This window comes from Capnocytophaga sp. FDAARGOS_737 (genome assembly GCF_009730375.1).
GTDB lineage: Bacteria > Bacteroidota > Bacteroidia > Flavobacteriales > Flavobacteriaceae > Capnocytophaga > Capnocytophaga leadbetteri.
Window position 1 is genome coordinate 1,622,813 of the sequence record NZ_CP046316.1, and the last position, 19,315, is coordinate 1,642,127.

A 19,315-nucleotide genomic window follows, 5' to 3' on the forward strand; every position below is an offset into this window, starting at 1 on the left:
TTTTTCTTTAATTAAGCAACTAGCAGACTAAAGAGGTTCGTTGAGCAAATCTAAGAACTCTACTGCATTAGCTTCCATTTGGTGAACTATTTTATCGGTTTTTACCACTAAATGGTTGTACCCCACATAGGCTATGATACCTACTATAAGTCCCGCTACTGTAGTGGCCATAGCCGTATAGATACCTCCTGCTAAAGCCCCCATCTCAGCTTGCCCACCAGCGGTAGCCATTTCGTGAAATGACATAATCATACCTACTACCGTACCCAAGAAGCCTATCATTGGGCCAGCTCCTGCAATAGTAGCCAAGATAGCTGTATTTTTCTCTAACTTATACACCTCTAAAGTACCTGCATTTTCAATAGCTTTGTTGATATCTTCAAGCGGTTTCCCGATGCGTGATACTCCTTTTTCTATAAGGCGTGCTACAGGTGTGTTTGATTGCACACATAGCATTTTAGCAGCATCTAATCGACCTGCTGCTATACAATCGCGTATTTTGTACATAAAAGTTTTATCTACTTGCGAAGCTGCTTTGATAGCAAATGTGCGTTCGAAATAGATGTAGAGTGCCACACCCAACATCAGGAAGAGAACCCCGATAATGATAATATTACCCGTGCCACCGTCTATAATCATATCCATTATAGAAAGTGTTTTTTCTTGTACTTCAGGGGCAGCATTATTAGTTTGTGTAGCTATCCCCATAGCCGTTTGTAATCCTAACATAACTTCTTGTTTTTAGCTTTTAAAATCTCGCAAAAGTAGTAAATAATTATCAAATAGCAATTAATAAATGAAAAAACAATTGAATAAAGAAGCTGTTTTTTATAGAAGTATTTGATTTTCAGAGGTTAATTATTACTTATTAAACACAAAAAAAGGCTCTCAAAAAATGAGTAGCCTTTTTTTGTTTTGTGGACTCTACTGGATTCGAACCAGTGACCCTCTGCTTGTAAGGCAGATGCTCTGAACCAGCTGAGCTAAGAATCCGTTAAATTATGAAAACAACAATAAAATCCGAAATTTTGTGGGTCCTACTGGATTCGAACCAGTGACCCTCTGCTTGTAAGGCAGATGCTCTGAACCAGCTGAGCTAAGAACCCCAAAAATAACAATGATAAAAATTTTAAATCTTAAACCTAAGTGGGTCCTACTGGATTCGAACCAGTGACCCTCTGCTTGTAAGGCAGATGCTCTGAACCAGCTGAGCTAAGAACCCTTACGTTTTTAAATCGGGTGCAAAAGTACAACCTTTTTTTATAACCTCCAAATATTTTGCATATTTTTTTAGTAAAAATATACTATTCGCAACATTATCAACTGATTATCAACACAAAATACAGGTGCATACTTTATTAAAGTCTTAACTAATCTGCTAATTAGCTAATGTATTTCCATAGGTTTTTGTGGCGTTGGAGTTGGTCGAGGGTGTAGGCTACGCATTGATGCTCTGGCTGGACTAAGTCGGGGTCAGCTTTGAGGAGGTCGATAGCATAGGCACGGGCTGCTTTTAGTATCTCTTGGTCTTTTACAATATCAGCTATTTTTAGGGCAAGTACCCCACTCTGTTGAGTGCCCATTAGGTCGCCAGGCCCGCGCAGTTTGAGGTCTACTTCCGCTATCTCAAAACCATCATTAGTGCGCACCATTGTCTCCATACGCGTACGGGTATCATTACTCATCTTGTTGCCTGTCAGCAGTATACAATAGCTCTGCTCGCTACCACGCCCTACACGTCCGCGTAGCTGATGCAGTTGCGATAAACCAAAGCGCTCGGCACTCTCTATAACCATCACTGAGGCATTAGGCACATTGACCCCTACCTCTATGACAGTTGTCGCCACCATTATCTGGGTTTCGTTTCGCACAAAACGCTCCATCTCGACATCTTTCTCCGCAGGCTTAAGCTTGCCGTGCACTATTGAGACTTTGTATTTAGGTAGCGGAAAAGAGGCACTGATATACTCGTAACCCTCGGTTAAGTTTTTAAAGTCTAAGGCTTCTGATTCTTCTATCAGCGGATATACTACATACGCTTGTCGCCCTTTGTCTATTTCTTTTTTGACAAACTCATATGTTTCTGCACGTCGATTTTCAAAATGATGTATGGTTTTAATAGGCTTTCTACCAGGGGGTAACTCATCTATTACCGACACATCTAAGTCGCCGTACACGCTCATCGCTAAAGTGCGCGGTATAGGAGTGGCAGTCATTACTAATATATGAGGCGGCAAGGTATTTTTGCGCCAGAGCTTAGCACGCTGTTCTACCCCAAAACGGTGCTGTTCATCAATAATAGCCAAGCCCAAGTTAGCAAACTGTACCTTATCTTCTAACAAGGCGTGAGTGCCAATGAGTATAGAAAGACTCCCCTCTTGCAACTGCTCATCTAAAATACGGCGCTCTTTGGTTTTAGAAGAACCTGTTAGTAAAGCTACACTTATACCTGTATTTTGCAACAGGGCACTAATACTCTGGTAGTGCTGGGTAGCGAGAATTTCGGTAGGAGCCATTAAGCAGGCTTGAAAGCCGTTATCTACCGCTAATAGCATTGTCATCAGGGCTACTATGGTCTTGCCAGAACCTACATCACCTTGCAAAAGTCTGTTCATTTGAGCATTTGAGCCTAAATCGGCACGTATTTCTTTAAGCACTCGTTTTTGAGCGTTCGTCAGAGGAAAGGGTAAATGGTGATTATAGAAGTTCATAAACGCATCGCCTACCTTTCTGAAAGGCATTCCTTGAAACTTCTGCTTCTGCAGTAGATTTTTGCGTACTAACTGTAGCTGTATGTAAAAAAGCTCTTCAAACTTCAGGCGCACAGTAGCTTTGGTCAGCATTGATTGGTCAGCAGGGAAGTGAATGTTGCGCATCGCTTCCTGCTTACTAATTAGGTTTAGTGTCTTGCGTATTGAAGCGGGCAGGTTCTCCATAAACTGATAGCCTACCTCTTCGAATACCGTATGTATAAGTTGCCGCATCACACGGTTGCTGACTCCGCGCTTAGTTAGCTTCTCAGTAGAGGGATACACCGGCTGTATGCTGCTGTGCCCTGCCTTGTTGAAATCGACAAGCAAGTCCATTTCGGGGTGAGGCATAGAGAAAATACCTCCGAAGTGATTGACTTTGCCAAATATGACATAGGATTCGTTTAGCTTTAGGCTATCGCTTATCCACTTGTGTCCTTTGAACCATACTAACTCCATTTGCCCCGTTTCATCTACAAAAGTAGCTACTAAACGCGCTTGCTTCTGCTGTGCTGAGGCTACCGTACGCAAGTTTACAATCTTACCAATAAGCTGTACTTCGGCATTATTATTTTGTAACTCATTGATTTTATAAAACTTGGTACGATCTATATACCGGTTAGGAAATAGGTTTAGCAAGTCTTGATACTGCTCTATGCCTAATTCGGACTTAAGCAGTTCTGCCCGCTGTTTGCCTACCCCTCGCAGGTATTCTACAGAAGTATGTAAAAGATTTGGCACTTGTGTCATTTAAAGAAATGAATGTTTTTGGTGCAAAGATAGTGATAATTTGTCAATTTGACAATTTGTCGATTTGACAAATTAGGTAAAACAAACGAAATTATTGGGTTAGTGGGAGGGCTCAGAAGGCTGAGAGGGCTGGAGGTAGCATATTTTTCTGGTTTTTAGGCGATAATTAGACGTTTGGATTTCGCTCATCTTTCGGTAATCCTTCGGTGATCTTGTATTCTTCCTATATCTAAAGTAAAGGGAAGCTATAGAAGAAATTTTTTCTGAAAGAACTGAGAAGGCTGGGAGGATTGAGAGGGCTGGGAAAAGTGGGACAGGTGAGACAAGTGGGAGGGCTGAGAAGGCTGAGAAGATTGTCACGTTCTAAAAATGGTTAGCAAATGAGACAAATAAATATGGTACAAATTTTGCATTCTTTCTTCATTGGCAAATTAGCAAATTGACTCATTATGATTATCATTCCTAAAAACTACGTATCGCCTTATGGCATTATGGATACCGAACGCGCTATCAAGCTTATTAAAGATACTTTTGAAACTACTTTGGCTCGTGCGCTTCACCTCACTCGTATCTCTGCTCCACTGTTTGTAAAACGCGCTACAGGACTTAATGACGACCTGAACGGTGTGGAACGCCCAGTGAGTTTTGAAATGAAAGACGCTGAAGGACAGACTATTGAAATTATTCACTCGCTCGCTAAATGGAAGCGTTTGGCACTAAAGCGTTATGGCATCAGCCTACACGAAGGTATTTATACCGATATGAACGCTATCCGCCGCGATGAAACCTTAGACAATACACATTCTATCTACGTAGACCAATGGGACTGGGAAAAGGTTATAGCCCCTACTGACCGGACTTTGTCGTACTTGCAACAAACAGTAAATCAGCTTTATAATGCTTTTTTGGAAACAGAAGCTGCCCTTGTAGCTCATTACCCCAAGTGCAAGGCTTTCCTGCCTAAAGAGGTGACTTTTATCAGTTCACAAGAACTTGAAGACCGCTACCCTACTCTATCGTCTCAAAAACGCGAAGAAGTATTTGCTAAAGAAAAGGGCGCTATTTTCATCACTCAAATAGGAAAAACACTACGCTCAGGTAAAAAACACGACAACCGCGCCCCTGACTATGACGATTGGGAACTAAACGGTGACCTTATTTTATGGAATCCGGTGTTGGACAGTGCCTTAGAATTATCGTCTATGGGGATACGCGTAGATGAAAAATCATTAGCAGACCAATTGCAAGTGGCTAATGCTGAACACCGCAAAAGCTTAGACTACCACCAAATGCTCTTAAAAGGAGAGCTCCCTCTGACTATTGGTGGCGGTATCGGTCAGTCGCGTATTTGTATGTTGCTTATGCAGAAAGCACATATAGGGGAGGTACAAGCCTCTATCTGGACAGATGATATGCTGCTGCTTTGTGAAGAAAACGGCATTCAGTTGCTGTAATTTAAATAAAATGTTGTACATTTGCACTGCATTACGTGAGATAAATGCGTTATTACAAACTAATGAAAATAACAAAACCCAATGAAAAATAAGACAAATATTTTTGTACTTTTATTCTCAATTGCTACCACAAGCCTTATGGCACAGGAGTTACTTCCGCTATCTTTGCGCCAAAAAGAAGAACTAAAAAAACAATCGTGGGTACGCGAAACTCCTTTTGAACCGGTGAAAGTAAAAGATATGGGAAACCGTATCAGTGCTTTGGCTGTGAACCCTGCTAATGCTAGCCATTTCGTAGTGGCTCCTCATCAAGGGGGGGTGTGGCTTACCCAAAACGGAGGGGAGACTTACCGCGAGCTATGCACTACCCTGCCCTCACAAACGATTACAGCTCTGGCAATGAATTGGCAGTCAGGTACGTTAGCAGTGGCTACTCCCTATGGATTATTCGTTTCTACTGATAATGGCAAAACTGTTGATTTTAGGGGACTTGCTGGACTTAAACACATCACAGCCATTTATCTATCGCCCTCTAATCCTCAAGAGATAGTAGTAGGCGTATTAGGCAATAAGTATAAAACAGATGAAAAGCGCGGTATCTTCAAAAGTAATGATGGAGGCAAAACGTGGCAGCAAAAGCTATTTGTAGGTACTCGCACGGGTATCAGCGACATAGTAGCTACCCCTGATGGCAGCACTCTACTAGCTACCGCTTGGGAGATAAATGACAGTCCGTGGAATAGTGTGCCTTACGGCAGCAATAGTGCCATCTACAAAAGCACTGACAAGGGCAACACTTGGACGAAAATAACGGCTAACAATGGTTTTCTAAAAGGTAATGCCATAGGCAGAATAGGAATTAGCTGTGTAGATGCACAAACCTATTACGTTGTAGTAGACAACCGCAACTATAAGAAAAAAGAGAGCAGTAACAGCCTACAAAAACAGACTCACTTACAGCTTACCGCTCAAGATTTTGATGGTATGAGCAAGAGCGATTTTCTCGCCTTAGACAACAGTCGGTTAAATCGGTTTTTATACAACGTAGGAGAAAACAAAAAGTACACCGCTCAACACCTGAAAGATATTATTAGTGCTGAAGTGACCTCGCCCAGCAAGTTACTCAACTTTTTAGGCACCAGCGAAAAAGAAGTTATAGGAGCTGAAATATACCTCACTACCGATGGGGGTACTTCGTGGCAAAAAACAAACACCCAACCCTTAAATGATGTGTATTACCAAAATGGCGAACGCTTTGCCTCTATCAGTGCTGACCCTGCCGACAAAGAGCACGTACTTATCGGTGGTTACCCTTTATTGGAGTCAGTTGATGGAGGAAAAACGTGGCGCAGCAAACAGCCTGTAAATCTTGGAAGTGGTTATGAGCAATTATATCAGCAGCAAGGCACCCTATTTTGCACTACTCCGTATGGGCTAATGCTTTCTTACGACAGTGGACGTACTTTTGCGACTAAAAACGTTCCTCAAGCGATGAATTTTGAGCAATTGACATATGACAACGCTAACAAAACACCTTACTTTATTAGCAAACAAGGCGTACTGGCCAAAAATAACGCACAATGGAATATCTTTAAGCTCCCTATTAACCGTTTAACCTTTGGAAATGAGACCTATGCAGCTGCCTCTTACGGTCGTTTCTTTACTTTTTATCCTAATAAAGACCAACAAACAGCCTTGGGCACTATGTATTACGGCGAAAGTAAAGCCCCTTTGCGTTTTGGCAAGTACGCTCCTCTATTGGTTTCACCTCAAAATAAAGACATCATTTATATAGGAAGCAATAAATTGCATATCTCTTTAGACAAAGGGCGCAATTGGCGCACTATCTCTGACGATGTAACCAATGGGAACAAACAAGGTAACAAGGCATATGGCACTATCTCGGCAATAGCAGAATCGCCTTTTATGTTTGGCTTGCTATACACAGGTAGTGATGATGGTATGATATACACTTCTGACAATGGAGGTGTATCGTGGAAGCAGATATACAACGCTTTCCCTCGTGCACTACGCGTGAATAACCTTATTGCCTCAAAACATCAGCGCAACCGCGTACTCACCACCCTTATAAGCACTGATGAAACGGCTACTGACCCTTTTATTTTCATCAGTAATGACAATGGAAAAAGTTGGACAGACATTCGTTCAGACCTGCCTGACAGCAGGGTAAATGTACTAAAAGAAGACCCTATAAACGAACAAATACTATACGCTGGCACTGACAACGGTTTGTACATTTCGTTTAACTTAGGAGAAAGTTGGCAACCTTTTAGCAAAGGGCTGCCTGAGACAGGTATCGCCGACCTTATGATAGACGAAAATACCGGTGAAATGACGGTAGCTACCCTAGGGCGTGGGCTTTATCGCACCTCTATAAAGATGATGCAAGAACTGCGAGTAGCTATTACCTCACAAGAATTTTACCCCTTTGAAGCCCCTATCAGCATAAACTATTCGGCTAAATGGGGCAATGCTGCTAATGAATGGGAAGAGCCTCTAAAACCTACTGTATACAGCTATGCTTTTGCTTCAGAAGAAGGATTATCAATAAACGTAAAAGTAATGAAAGGTAAAATTACCCTCAATGAGTTTATTTATAAAACCAACAAAGGGTTTAACTACATACCTTACGACCTTACTATTTCGGCAGAAGGCAAAGTAGCCTATGAAAAAAGTGTACAGAAGATATTCCTGCCCACTGCAACTGACGGCAATGTATATCTGCCCAAAGGGCGTTATACCCTTGTATTCACGCTGCCCAACGATTTTGAAGAAGAAAGAACGTTAGAAGTGAAATAAATTAAATAATCAATACTATATGAAGTCTTTTTTACCAAGTATGTTTTATTACGGGTTTCCTGTAGTACTCCTTACTACTATTGATAAAGACGGAAACGCCGATGTTACGCCTATTTCGTGCAACTTTACCTTAGGCACGAATGCTGTGATAGCTCTTGTAAAGCTAAACAAAGCCTATCATAATGTAATGGAAGTACCCGAAGTGGTATTCAACCTGCCTTCGGCAGAAATGTGGGAGAAAGTAGAGGCAATAGCCCCCTATACTGCGCAAAACCCTGTACCCCCTCAGAAAGTAGGTAAGTACGCTTATACTGACGACAAGTTTGCTATAGGTGGTTTTACCCAATTGCCTTCTGAAAAGGTTCGTGTTCCTCGTATAGCTGAGTGCCCTATACAAGCAGAAGCCGTAGTGAAGCAAGTGAATGACCGCGGCACATACGCCCTAATAGAGCTTGAGTTTGTTCAAGTACACGCTGAAGACCATTTAGTGATGGAGGAAAACAAAATCAATCCGTTAGCGTGGGAACCTCTTATCTATAACTTTAAGCATTATTATGGCTTAGGAGAGCACAAAGGACTTAATTTTACTATTAAATAGCCTTAGCTGTTAGTAGTTAGTTATTAGCCGTTAGCTGTTAGTTATTAGCCGTTAGCTGTTAGTTTGGCTAGCAGCTAATAACTTTTATAAAAAAACTAATAACACACTTGCTAATTAAGAATTTATTATTACCTTTGTGGTATCAATTCAAAAAACCTAATATTATGATGAGAAAAACAACTAAAACCGTACTGTTACTTTCATCAATGGGGCTAATGATAGCCTGCGGAAATAACAAAAAAACAGAAAACACAATGAGTGAAAACACAAATGTAGACAAGGGAATTGCCCTTGCTGAAATGGACACTACCGTGCGTCCGCAAGATGATTTCTACAATTATGTAAATGGTACTTGGGCTAAAACTGCCCAAATACCCGCTGACAAACCTACGTGGGGTTCTTTTCATATTCTACGTGAGAAAACCGATGAGAACTGTCTGCTTATTTTAGACAATTTGCTAAAAGAAAACTTTGAACAAGGCACTGAAGGACAGAAGATAAAAGACCTATATGAATCTTTCATAGACTGGAACAAGCGCGATGCTGAGGGACTAAAACCTATAGAAGGCTATCTAAACAAAATTGATGCTATTAAAACGCTTGCTGACCTTCAAAAATACTTAGAAGAGGCTACTAAAGAAGGTGAAAACCCTATCTGTGCTTGGGGCGTGTATGCCGATATGAAGGATTCTAACACCAATACCGTTTATCTTGGTAACTTTAGCATCGGTATGGGACGCGATTATTATCAAAAGGATAATAAAGAGAATACTGAAGCGCTACAAAAATACCAAGATTACGTAGCTGCTATCTTCAAAGTGTTAAAAGATGACAAAGCTGCTGAAAAAGCTAAAAAAATAGTAGATTTTGAGCGCTCTGTAGCTAAACTAATGCTAACCAATGAGGAAGACCGCAACCCTAACCTCAGCTATAACCCCCAAACTATGGAGGAGCTTAGCAAATTGGTTAAAAACCTCAACTTGCCTCAATACCTCAAAAATGTAGGTGTAAATATTGATAAGGTGGTAGTTTCTGAAATTCGTTTGTACAAACAATATGACAAGTTTATCAACGAAAAGAACTTACCTCTGCTAAAAGATTACCTAAAATACCAATTGGTAGCTGATAACGCAAGCAACCTTACTAAAGAGCTTGATGAACTTTCTTTTAACTTCTACAATAAAGAATTGCAAGGACAACAAGAGCAACGCCCAATGAACAAACGCGCTCTAAGTGTTATCAACAATATTTTGGGAGAAGCCTTTGGTAAGCTGTATGTAGAAAAATACTTCCCTGCTAAAGCTAAAGAAGAGATGGTAACTTTAGTAGACTACCTCAAAAAGAGTTTTGCTCAACACATAAAAGAAGTGACTTGGATGTCTGATGCTACAAAAGAAAAAGCATTGGCTAAACTGAACAAATTCACCGTAAAAGTAGGGTATCCTGACAAATGGGAAGACTACTCTAAACTTACCATTGAACCCGCTGCTAAGACTGTTTATTTTGCTAACTTGCAACGCGTGAGCGAATGGGCTTACCAAAAGAGTTTGGAGAAAGTAGGCAAACCTGTTGATAAAACTAAATGGGGAATGTCGCCACAAACCGTAAATGCGTATTACAACCCGCTATATAATGAAATCGTATTCCCTGCTGCTATCTTACAACCTCCTTTCTTTAACTTTGAAGCTGACCCAGCAGTGAACTTTGGTGGTATAGGAGCTGTAATAGGACACGAAATGACCCACGGTTTTGATGATAGTGGTGCTGAGTTTGATGGAGATGGTAACCTACAAAACTGGTGGACACCTGAAGACAAAAAGAACTTTGAAGATGCTACCAAAGCTCTTGCTGCACAATTTGACAAGTATGAACCTGTGAAAGGCGTATTCGTAAACGGTACTTTCACTAGTGGTGAAAACATAGCTGACCTTGGTGGAGTAAACATCGCTTTTGATGCCCTACAAATGTATTTGAAAGACAAAGGACAAGTGGGTAAAATAAGCAACTTTACACAAGAACAACGTTTCTTTATCTCTTGGGGTACTGTATGGCGTACGCTTTCTAAAGAACAATACCTCACCAATCAAGTGAAGACAGACCCTCATAGCCCTGGTTACTTCCGTTCATTTGGTCCTCTTGTGAATGTTGATGCTTGGTATAAAGCCTTTGATGTAAAAGAAGGAGATAAACTCTATAAAAAACCTGAAGACCGCATTAAGATTTGGTAAGTTAGCACTGCACTGATGGTAACCCCTACCAATCCGTGCATTGCAACACTTTGCCCTACGAGATATAAATTCTTAATGTGAGTTTGTGGCATAAAAACGCTTTCCATTATATGGTCAGCGTTTTTTTTGTAGCCGTAAATAGCCCCCATAGCACTGCCTATATAGTCGCGGTAAGTAAGAGGGGTAGATGTGTAATAATAAGCGATAGATTGCTTGATAGTAGGGAACTTTTGGGCTACAACATCTAATAAATCTAAAGCGCGTTGGCGTTTGAAAAGTTCGTATTGCTCTCCCCTACCCTCTCCTTGAGTACAAGTACTAAAACTCTCTTGCCAGCGGTGTAGTTCATCAGGAGCCATATAGGTAAGAATAGTGATATTATCGGTATAAGCTCCCCCATTCTTTGGTGGATTCATAGAGAGCATATATGATAGTGGAAAATCATTAGTGGCATATTGTGCAGTGTTATACACACTATCATTATCCTTAAACCAGTAGATATTATAAGGTAAATAAAGGAAAATATTAGGCTTAAGCACCAAGTGCAATGAAAAAGCCGAAGCTGTAGGTTGCAGTCCCTGTACGCGCTTATAGAAAGAAGGTTTGAAAGCTTGCTTACCAGCTATCTGTAGTAATTGCTTTACATCAATAGCTGAGATTATATGACTAGCCCTGAAAGTCTGTCCTTGCTTAGTATGCACCGCTGTAATCTGTTGCTCGCTGCCATAGCTGAATGCAACAACTTCAGTTTGACGATAAAGATTCGCTCCATAGCGCTGTAACTCCCTAATAAGCAAGTCGGTTATCTGGCTACCTCCTTTGGTAAGTCGGTAAGCACTCTGTATATATGAATTAACTGAAAGCGCGTGTACATAGAGAGGCGTTTGAGGCGCAACCCCTGCATAAAGGAAACTTGCCCCCAAAAGCACTGCTTTAAGTCGTTCGTTAGTAGTAAGATTATCTAAAAAATCGGAGAGTTTTATAGAAAGAGTAGCAACATCGTAATGTACTTCTGTAGCATTATAACGGTAAAGTGGAAATTTATCGCAAATAGTACGTATTGTATAGACATATTGCTCTAAAGCCTTTCTCTCTTCAGGGAAATAAATAAGCAGCTGCTTTACGAAGTTTTCATACCCTTGGGCGTGAGGGTACATTACATCAGGAGTGTCGCCAAAGCAAATACGGTCGTAGCCATTTAAATCGAGACGCTCTAATGAAAGGTCTTGCATTATCCCTACTTCTTTAAAATACTCATAGAGTACCTGCCCTTCAGATAGACTCCCTACGTAATGTACACCTGTATCGAAGAGAATATGATTGCGCTTAAAGGTCTGCAAATTGCCTCCGTATTGTTGGTTTTTCTCTAATACACACACCTTTTTTCCCGCCCTTGCTAATAGTAAAGCTGAGAAAAGTCCCGAAAGACCACTACCTATTACTATTACATCATAAGTTTCATCTTTATTCTCTTCTGCCATATATTATTTTTCGATTATTTCTACGTTTTTAGTTCTTTCGAGCTTAAAACGCTCTTTATTCCAGTGAAAAGGTTTAAAATCTTTATTCTTAATTACTGTATTATTTCTATAAATAAGATTTTCTACTGATTTAGCGTATAATATAGGTTCATCAAAAGTTTCAAATACGTTATTTTCAATACGAATATTAGAATGAAAGTATTTTTTTTGATCTGACAAGTTAGGTATTTCAGGATAAATGGAGATAATTGCATTAGTAAATTGATAATTTGCCGTAAGCGCATTGATAAAGCGGTTGTGTTTGATAGTTACATCGTGGCAAGCCCCCGTTTCGTACCAACCATTACAGTCGCCACAAAGCAAAATAGCAGCCCCATGTGTGTGGTCGAATACATTATGCGCACATACTACTTTTTTAGGAGTACTAAAGAGTGCTCCTCGTGCCCTATTGTTGCGCACTACATTATGCGTAAATATAACCTGAGGGGTAAGAGTAAGGTTTTCTACCCCACAAGCGTACTCTGCTGATACTTCATCGGGGAGAGGCTCAGCAAAACTTATTTCGAACACTTTAGCTCCTTCATCTGTAGGGCTATCAACAGGTTTAATAGACTGAATACGATACGTTTTATCACCTATGGTTTCCATCGTTTTGGCAGCAACAAACTGTACTTCATCTCCCGTTCTTCCCCAAGTAAAACCCCACGATTGAGGATGCATATACTTGGCTGTGATAGTATTACGTGAGGGACGAGCTATGACTTTGAGGTACGTACCGTGGACATTAATAGCATCGTCTGCCATTCCCTCATAAAGTCCCCCTTCAGAACGAATGACACCACTACAGCTTGAAAAGTGAGTAGCATCAGCTTGGGTAGTATAAAAACGCTCTGAACCTTCTTTTATAGCTACCTTGAAGCCTTTGAGAGTAATATTTTCAGTAAGTTGTGCCAAAAGCCCCATTCCATAAGCATTATGCACTGTAACGTTTTCTAACTTTATATTTTTACTCTCAGTAATAAAAATAGCTGGCGTAGGTCGCCCATAATTGCGGAGTGCAAAACGCTCGTCTTTTTCTATGCAAGGCTCTGCCCCCATTCCCTCTATTTTAAACATATTAGGAGACAATTCTGTAACTTTAGTAGGATTGAAAGACACATCTGCTCGCTGGTAAGTAAGTCGCTTATCTGGAGTAAAAAGCATACCGCCCATAGGCTGCTCTTCGTAATCCTCACCACAAAATAGGAGCTTACCAGCTTCTACTTTATAATTACCCTCAGGATAAAGCTTGCCTACAACCGTATTATGCGCCTTATCTACTTCAGTAATATGCAGTTGTCGAAAATGAGGAATAGCAAAATCAATGGAAAAATTCTTGAGCGTGACATTAGTACAATTCTTGAGTACTATGGGGAGTATAGTGCCGTGAAAGATAAAATCGCTATTATTGCCGTCAATCACTACATCTTTTAGATTTTCTAAGTACAAAGCGACTTTTTTAGGGTTAGTTTGGTCGTGATTAGAGATGTAGAGTACTTTCTCTGAAGTTTGTGACAGATGAAAGTGATACGTATCCTTAGGGAAGGCATACTGATGGTTACTTCGAACCTCTACTTCGGTAGGGCTACTAACAGATGTTGATGTTTTGCAAGCTATGAAGCTGCTCAAAATCATAAGTATTGCATAATGTGGTTTCATATTGGTTTTTATTTTATTATTCTGAAAATTTGGTTATAAACTTATCAATATATAGTTGTTTTTCTTTTGATTTGTACTGCTCTATATAGCGAGGATGCTCTAAAACTACCATTTCGCCAAATAAAGAGGCTTCTTTATTGAGTTTATGGAGAAAAGTAGCATTTTTCTTGCCTAAAACAAACACTTTTTGAGTATCTAACCCCATAGTTATATGCTTTTTGAGTGTTTCAATCATATAATCTTTTACTGCCAAAAAAAGAGCTGTATCATCATAATAATTGGCATTGAGCCATTTGCCATCTTTGGCTTTTTGTACAATAGCTAAAGGAAAAGGAGAATTAATATAAAACTGCTTATAAAAACGTTCTACCCCACCGTACTGCTTAATCATATCATACACAAAAACAGACGAGACCTCGTGGGTATGAGCCGAGTGCATAGGTATACCGCACTCGCTCTCTAAGCGCTTAGTATCAGTGAAAGGTACCCCTGTAACCCCAGCTCCATTTCTACTAGGATTGATACCTATGATAAACTTTCGCTGTTGATTATCTTTATAAAATTTCTCATAAAAAGCACGCATCACCTGCATTGTTTCAGGATTATCAACATAAGGATTGAGCACTGCAAAACCATTGGGCAGCGATTGCTCATACACTAAATGCGTGTTGAAATTAATAACTCTTTCAGCAAAAGTATTCATTAGGCTTGTTTTTTGAATTTTACAGCTACCCATTTATTGCGTTCTAAATTCTCTACGTATTGCAGACTGTGCGCTTCGGCTTTTTCACGAATAAGAGGTATATCTTCTTCATAAAAACCACTAAGCAAAAGAGTTCCGCCCGCTTTGAGCGATTGAGCGTAGTGAGGAATATCGGCAAGAAGAATATTTCGATTGATATTGGCTATAATCAAATCAAAATTCTTTTTGTTAGCCAACGAAGAAGCATCACCAAGTTGTACTTGTATATGCTCACAACCATTGCGTTGAACGTTTTCTATTGAGTTTTCTACACACCACTCATCTACATCTATTGCAGTAATATCGGTAGCGCCTCGCTTAGCTGCCATAATAGCTAACACACTAGTTCCACAACCCATATCGAGTACTTTTTTATTGGTAAGTTCTTCATTTAGTAGGAATTGTAGCATCATATAGGTAGTTTCGTGATGTCCTGTGCCGAAGCTCATCTTAGGGTCTATTACTATCTCATAAGGAGTAGAGGCTGCTGGATGAAAGGTAGCCCGAACCGTGCAAAGCCCCTCTATAGTAATAGGCTCAAAATGTTTTTCCCACTCTTCATTCCAATTGACCTGTTCAATAGTCTTAAAAGTGTAAGTAATTTGAAATTCATCACTCTGTAGTATCTGTATATCATTGAGAATAGCTGTATGCCAAAGAGGTTCTTGTATATATGCTAACAGTCCGCTATCAGTATCTACAAAACTCTCAAAACCTACTTCAGCTAGCTCAGCTACTAAAATTTCTGAAGCTATCCCCATTGGGGTTATTGTAAAATTGTATTCTATATAATTCATTTTGGCAGATTCAATTCATAAAGGTAACTTTTAATTTTGCTGATTGTTATTCAATAAGTTAACGTTTCCTTGATTTTTAATAGCTTGCAAATATACCTGTTTTGGACTCATATAACCAAATCTTTTTCGAGGTCTATTGTTAAGTTTGTTTTGTACTCTCTCCAATTCTTCTTCATTTATAAACCTTAAATCAGCTCCCTTTGGAAAGTACTGTCTTAATAAACGATTATAATTCTCATTAGAACCTCTCTCCCAACTATGATATGGATGAGCAAAATAATAGTCTAAATTGAACTCTTCTGATAGCTCTTTGTGTTTAGAAAATTCTTTGCCATTATCAGAGGTTATTGTATGTATAGTTAGTTGATTTTCAGTAATTAACTTAGCTATCATTTCTTTTGTATGGATAGCTCCCTTACAAGGCAAGTGCCCTAATAAAGTATAACCTGTAGCTCTATCATTAAATGTTAAAATAGCTCCTTTATGATTAGCTCCCATTACTAAATCCACTTCGTAATCACCTATGCGTGAGCGTTGTTCAACGATTGCTGGTCTTAAGTCTATACTTTTTCTATCGTTAATAGGATCATTTGATTTATAAGTTTCTTTTCTTTGATACCTTTTCCCCTGATTTCTAAGGTGTTTGTACAAATCACCTCCCTTTTTCTTATCATTCCAAACAAACTTATAAATAGTTTGATGAGAAATATTTTTTAGTGTTCCTGCAATTTGTTCAGGACTATAATCTTCTTTTAAAAGGGTAGTTACCTGCTCTTTAATTTCCTCTGTAAAATGTATAGCTTTTCTCTTTTTCTGCATTCTATCAAGGTATAATTGATGAGCTTCCTCAGCTTTATATATGCCTGTTTGAGGATTAGAGTTTCTTTTAATTTCTTGATTTACAGTCTTTTTAGGCAACCCTATTTCTTTTGCAATTTGAGCTCTTTTTAAATTAATTTGTAGATATCCTTCTATTTTGTATCTTTGCCCCAATGAAATATGACTCATAATTTGTACTTTACATTTTTCAATTTCAACAACGCAAATATGAGGATTTTTTTCATTTGGCAAGGAAAAACTATATGATTTTTCCTTGCTTTTTTTGTTTTTAATTTTTGTCTGCAGCAGACAAAAATTAAAAACAAACCCTTATTAAAAAGTTACTTTTATTACTTGAATTTAGGTTTCTTAGCAATTATTTTCAGCTAAAGGCAAAATTACAAAAAAATATCTATTGTTCATTGTTAATTGACAATTATTTTGTACCTTTGTAATCACAATTCATAGAAGCATCAGAATTTATGAAATACCTACTCCTATTTATATCACTCATTTTTAGCACTTTATCTTCTTTTTCGCAAGAAAAGGAATTATACCCACACTCTCGTGCTGAAGAACTTATTGGTACGTGGACAATTATATCACAACGATTGGATAATTTGGAAATTACTCTAACTGATTGTGAGAAACAGAGTCATTTTATTTTTACAGCTAACGAAATTATTGAAAATTACTATAAAATATACGATGGTAGATGTGTAATACTCAATTCTAACAAAGATATGTATACAATAAAGGAAAATCATATCATACGAAAAGAAGAAAGCGACTTAAACAATACTTTTGCTATAGAAAATGACCTTCTTACGCTTACTTTTACCGGAAAAGATGAAGATGGCACTGAGCATATAGCTGTGATTATCTTAAAGAAAACCAAACCCATAGAATACATAAAATAATGAGAACACTATTTTTCGCCCTATGCTTGCCCTTTATGGGCTATTCGCAAACTCTTTGGACATTAGACGACTGTATCAGTTATGCCAAAGAGCACAACCTTTCTATTAAACAATCTGAAATTGATTTAAAATCTACAGACATAGACCGTTTGCAGGCTAAAGGGGCTTTTTTGCCCTCAATAAATGGTAATTTGTCTTACAATTTCAACAGTGGGAAGAATATCAACCCTGTGACAAACCAGTACGAAAATACGGTTTTTCAATCAGCTTCAGGAGGTATTGGGGCTGAAATGACACTTTTCGCAGGACTGCAAAACTGGCGTAAACTACAACGTGCTACCCTAAACCAAATGGCATCGGAATATCAGCTTGAGAAAGTAAAAGAAGATATTGTACTGATGATTATTAATGCTTATGCCGAAGTATTGAGCTATAAAGAACAAATAAAAAACCTAAAAGCACAACGTGAGGTATCGGAAGAAAGCGTAGAACGCACCAAAAATCTAATAGAAGCCGGTTCTCTACCAAAAGGCGATATTTATGAAGCTGAAGCACAATTGCTAACCCAAGAACAGCAGATTATTGCTACTGAAAATGCTCTTTTTATTGCTAAAATGGGATTAGCTCAGTTACTTTTGCTGAAAAACTATCAAGATTTTGATATTGCAGACCCTACTTTTGAACATCCTTCAGAAGAAATACTTGTAAAAACCCCTCAAGAAATCTATCAGCATGCTAAAGAAATAATGAGTGATGTAAAAATAGCTGATAGTAATATTTTATTGGCTAAAAATGCACTACAAAATGCACAAGCAGCTTACTCTCCACGACTTTCAGCACAATGGGGATACAGCTCTCGTTGGACGAAGAATAAATATTTGAACTTTTGGGATCAGATAGACCTAAATAAGGGGATGTATGCTGGGTTTTCGCTATCAGTGCCTATTTTTAATGGATTTTCTACCTTAACAAATATAAAACGTCAGAAACTGAACTTGTTAAAAGCTCAATATGCAAAAGAGCAGGCAGAACTTACTTTAGAAAAGAACAGTTATCAGGCGCACACCAATGCTACTAATGCTAAAAAGCTATATGAAGCTACTGAAAAGACTGTTTTAGCAAAAAAACAATCTTTTAACTACGCAAAAGAACGTCACGATGTAGGTTTGATGAATACTTTTGACTTTAATCAGGCAAAGTATCAGTACGAAAATGCTCAAAATGAATCAGTAAAAGCGAAGTATCAGTATATATTAAAGCTAAAAGTATTAGAATACTACTTTAGATAATAAAAAAGAAGTGATTTCTCACTTCTTTTTATACGGATTGGCACGATATCCTTCTAATAAAGCATCGTTTTCCATTATAAAGGGAATAGCAGTAGGCTGATCCCATTCTACATCATACCTATTCATCAGATAATCGCTTAATTCTGTTCGGTTCTGGAACTTTATAACTTGATAAGGTTCTTGAAAAGCAAGCTTTTCTACAAATAATATTCCTCCTTGCTTAAGAGGTACTAATACGCCTACGTGACCCACAAAAAGGGTATTCTCATCTGCACTGAGTTGTGAATGAAAAAGGACTGAAATAAATGAGGCCTTCATAGGGTCATCTTTTTTAGGAAAACTAATACCTCTTTCTTTCCAAACGTGCTGTACTGTGGCTAAATGGGAAGCTACTTCTTTAGTATTTTTTGTAGGCATAGAGGAAAATAAAGCCCAAAAACGGGCTTCATCCTCTGCTGTAAAATATTTTTTAGGCATTGTATGCAATACTTCTTTATCTATAAAAAGTATTTCATCATCAGTAGATACACTTGTCGTAGGAGTTGCTACTGCTACAAAATCACGTAATAGAGTAAACGAAGTTATTCTACAGTTATAGCCTTGAAAAATAGGATATTTACGCGTCCATTGGCTCTGAATTGCAGCTTCATCATACTGTGGTAATAATGAGTCGATAGTAGCATAACCTTGCGGTACTAAACCTACTTTTCCCCCAACTGTATTATTGAATAAAGCTACACTCTCCAAAAAATCTCCTATATTTTTAGTAGACACTCCCGCTGCAGCAAGAGCTTGTTGTACCTCTTGTTGAGATTCTGTATCCACCAAATTGCTATATACTAACTGTAGTTTGTGCTTTTCTTCTGTTTCTACAACTTTTTCTGTTACTTTTTTATTTGTTGGCTGCTGACAAGCAAACAGAAGTCCGCAAACTATAGCCGTAAGAACTATTTTATTCATTATAGATTA

At 38.7% G+C, this 19,315-nt stretch carries 14 protein-coding genes and 3 tRNA genes; 6 read left to right on the forward strand and 11 right to left on the reverse strand.

What is annotated here, in order from left to right:
* Positions 1-27: 27 nt before the first annotated feature.
* The 5 genes from FOC45_RS07345 to recG all read right to left on the reverse strand — a co-directional run bounded on the left by FOC45_RS07345 (position 28) and on the right by recG (position 3,500).
* Positions 28-729: a MotA/TolQ/ExbB proton channel family protein gene (locus tag FOC45_RS07345; RefSeq protein ID WP_009391826.1), complete on the reverse strand. Its 702-nt coding sequence runs from the start codon at positions 727-729 to the stop codon at positions 28-30.
* A gap of 189 nt (positions 730-918) precedes the next feature.
* A tRNA-Val gene (locus tag FOC45_RS07350) sits at positions 919-993 on the reverse strand.
* A gap of 38 nt (positions 994-1,031) precedes the next feature.
* Positions 1,032-1,106: transfer RNA gene (locus FOC45_RS07355), tRNA-Val, on the reverse strand.
* Between the two features lie 41 nt (positions 1,107-1,147).
* Positions 1,148-1,222: transfer RNA gene (locus tag FOC45_RS07360), tRNA-Val, on the reverse strand.
* 160 nt (positions 1,223-1,382) lie between these two features.
* Positions 1,383-3,500: an ATP-dependent DNA helicase RecG gene (recG, locus tag FOC45_RS07365; protein ID WP_009391827.1), complete on the reverse strand. Its 2,118-nt coding sequence runs from the start codon at positions 3,498-3,500 to the stop codon at positions 1,383-1,385.
* Between the two features lie 449 nt (positions 3,501-3,949).
* Here recG and asnA point away from each other — a divergent pair, with 449 nt between their 5' ends.
* The 4 genes from asnA to FOC45_RS07385 all read left to right on the forward strand — a co-directional run bounded on the left by asnA (position 3,950) and on the right by FOC45_RS07385 (position 10,600).
* Positions 3,950-4,954 (forward strand): aspartate--ammonia ligase, encoded by a 1,005-nt coding sequence (gene asnA / locus FOC45_RS07370; RefSeq protein ID WP_009391828.1) that lies wholly within the window; start codon positions 3,950-3,952, stop codon positions 4,952-4,954.
* Positions 4,955-5,035: 81 nt separating this feature from the next.
* Positions 5,036-7,774 (forward strand): sialidase family protein, encoded by a 2,739-nt coding sequence (locus FOC45_RS07375; protein WP_009391829.1) that lies wholly within the window; start codon positions 5,036-5,038, stop codon positions 7,772-7,774.
* Between the two features lie 19 nt (positions 7,775-7,793).
* On the forward strand, positions 7,794-8,372 hold the full coding sequence (locus FOC45_RS07380) for a flavin reductase family protein (protein ID WP_009391831.1): 579 nt from the start codon (positions 7,794-7,796) through the stop codon (positions 8,370-8,372).
* A gap of 164 nt (positions 8,373-8,536) precedes the next feature.
* A complete protein-coding gene (locus tag FOC45_RS07385; protein WP_009391833.1) occupies positions 8,537-10,600 on the forward strand; it encodes a M13 family metallopeptidase in 2,064 nt (687 codons plus the stop codon).
* On the opposite strand, the gene FOC45_RS07390 is transcribed toward FOC45_RS07385, so the two are convergent.
* From FOC45_RS07390 to FOC45_RS07410, 5 genes are read right to left on the reverse strand one after another with little or no spacing between them, the layout of a single operon-like run.
* Positions 10,564-12,081, reverse strand: a complete 1,518-nt coding sequence (locus FOC45_RS07390; RefSeq protein ID WP_009391835.1) for an NAD(P)/FAD-dependent oxidoreductase — start codon at positions 12,079-12,081, stop codon at positions 10,564-10,566. The two genes, FOC45_RS07385 and FOC45_RS07390, sit on opposite strands and share 37 nt — an antisense overlap.
* A 3-nt stretch (positions 12,082-12,084) precedes the next feature.
* Positions 12,085-13,779, reverse strand: a complete 1,695-nt coding sequence (locus FOC45_RS07395) for a hypothetical protein (RefSeq protein ID WP_009391837.1) — start codon at positions 13,777-13,779, stop codon at positions 12,085-12,087.
* 16 nt (positions 13,780-13,795) lie between these two features.
* The gene (locus tag FOC45_RS07400; RefSeq protein WP_009391839.1) at positions 13,796-14,482 is read right to left on the reverse strand and encodes an SMUG2 DNA glycosylase family protein; all 687 of its coding nucleotides are present in this window, start codon (positions 14,480-14,482) and stop codon (positions 13,796-13,798) included.
* Positions 14,482-15,318 (reverse strand): 50S ribosomal protein L11 methyltransferase, encoded by an 837-nt coding sequence (gene prmA, locus FOC45_RS07405; protein ID WP_009391840.1) that lies wholly within the window; start codon positions 15,316-15,318, stop codon positions 14,482-14,484. Before prmA ends, FOC45_RS07400 begins: the two co-directional genes overlap by 1 nt.
* Before the next feature lie 30 nt (positions 15,319-15,348).
* Positions 15,349-16,389 carry an IS30 family transposase gene (locus tag FOC45_RS07410; RefSeq protein WP_147715965.1) on the reverse strand — a complete coding sequence of 347 codons (1,041 nt, stop codon included), beginning with the start codon at positions 16,387-16,389 and terminating at the stop codon, positions 15,349-15,351.
* 230 nt (positions 16,390-16,619) lie between these two features.
* Between FOC45_RS07410 and FOC45_RS07415 the strand changes: the two genes are divergently transcribed.
* Together FOC45_RS07415 and FOC45_RS07420 are read left to right on the forward strand one after the other, a co-directional pair.
* Positions 16,620-17,057: a lipocalin family protein gene (locus tag FOC45_RS07415; RefSeq protein WP_009389250.1), complete on the forward strand. Its 438-nt coding sequence runs from the start codon at positions 16,620-16,622 to the stop codon at positions 17,055-17,057.
* Positions 17,054-18,346, forward strand: coding sequence for a TolC family protein (locus FOC45_RS07420; protein WP_155846648.1), 1,293 nt, complete (start codon positions 17,054-17,056; stop codon positions 18,344-18,346). Before FOC45_RS07415 ends, FOC45_RS07420 begins: the two co-directional genes overlap by 4 nt.
* An 18-nt stretch (positions 18,347-18,364) precedes the next feature.
* Here FOC45_RS07420 and FOC45_RS07425 read toward each other — a convergent pair whose 3' ends face one another.
* The gene (locus FOC45_RS07425; RefSeq protein WP_009389247.1) at positions 18,365-19,306 is read right to left on the reverse strand and encodes a DUF4300 family protein; all 942 of its coding nucleotides are present in this window, start codon (positions 19,304-19,306) and stop codon (positions 18,365-18,367) included.
* Positions 19,307-19,315 lie beyond the last annotated feature (9 nt).

Excerpts from the sequence above, each read along its gene's own strand:
- FOC45_RS07345 (WP_009391826.1), bottom strand. The coding sequence starts at position 729 with ATGTTAGGATTACAAACGGCTATGGGGATAGCTACACAAACTAATAAT.
- recG (WP_009391827.1), bottom strand. The coding sequence starts at position 3,500 with ATGACACAAGTGCCAAATCTTTTACATACTTCTGTAGAATACCTGCGA.
- asnA (WP_009391828.1), top strand. The coding sequence starts at position 3,950 with ATGATTATCATTCCTAAAAACTACGTATCGCCTTATGGCATTATGGAT.
- FOC45_RS07375 (WP_009391829.1), top strand. The coding sequence starts at position 5,036 with ATGAAAAATAAGACAAATATTTTTGTACTTTTATTCTCAATTGCTACC.
- FOC45_RS07380 (WP_009391831.1), top strand. The coding sequence starts at position 7,794 with ATGAAGTCTTTTTTACCAAGTATGTTTTATTACGGGTTTCCTGTAGTA.
- FOC45_RS07385 (WP_009391833.1), top strand. The coding sequence starts at position 8,537 with ATGATGAGAAAAACAACTAAAACCGTACTGTTACTTTCATCAATGGGG.
- FOC45_RS07390 (WP_009391835.1), bottom strand. The coding sequence starts at position 12,081 with ATGGCAGAAGAGAATAAAGATGAAACTTATGATGTAATAGTAATAGGT.
- FOC45_RS07395 (WP_009391837.1), bottom strand. The coding sequence starts at position 13,779 with ATGAAACCACATTATGCAATACTTATGATTTTGAGCAGCTTCATAGCT.
- FOC45_RS07400 (WP_009391839.1), bottom strand. The coding sequence starts at position 14,482 with ATGAATACTTTTGCTGAAAGAGTTATTAATTTCAACACGCATTTAGTG.
- prmA (WP_009391840.1), bottom strand. The coding sequence starts at position 15,318 with ATGAATTATATAGAATACAATTTTACAATAACCCCAATGGGGATAGCT.
- FOC45_RS07415 (WP_009389250.1), top strand. The coding sequence starts at position 16,620 with ATGAAATACCTACTCCTATTTATATCACTCATTTTTAGCACTTTATCT.
- FOC45_RS07425 (WP_009389247.1), bottom strand. The coding sequence starts at position 19,306 with ATGAATAAAATAGTTCTTACGGCTATAGTTTGCGGACTTCTGTTTGCT.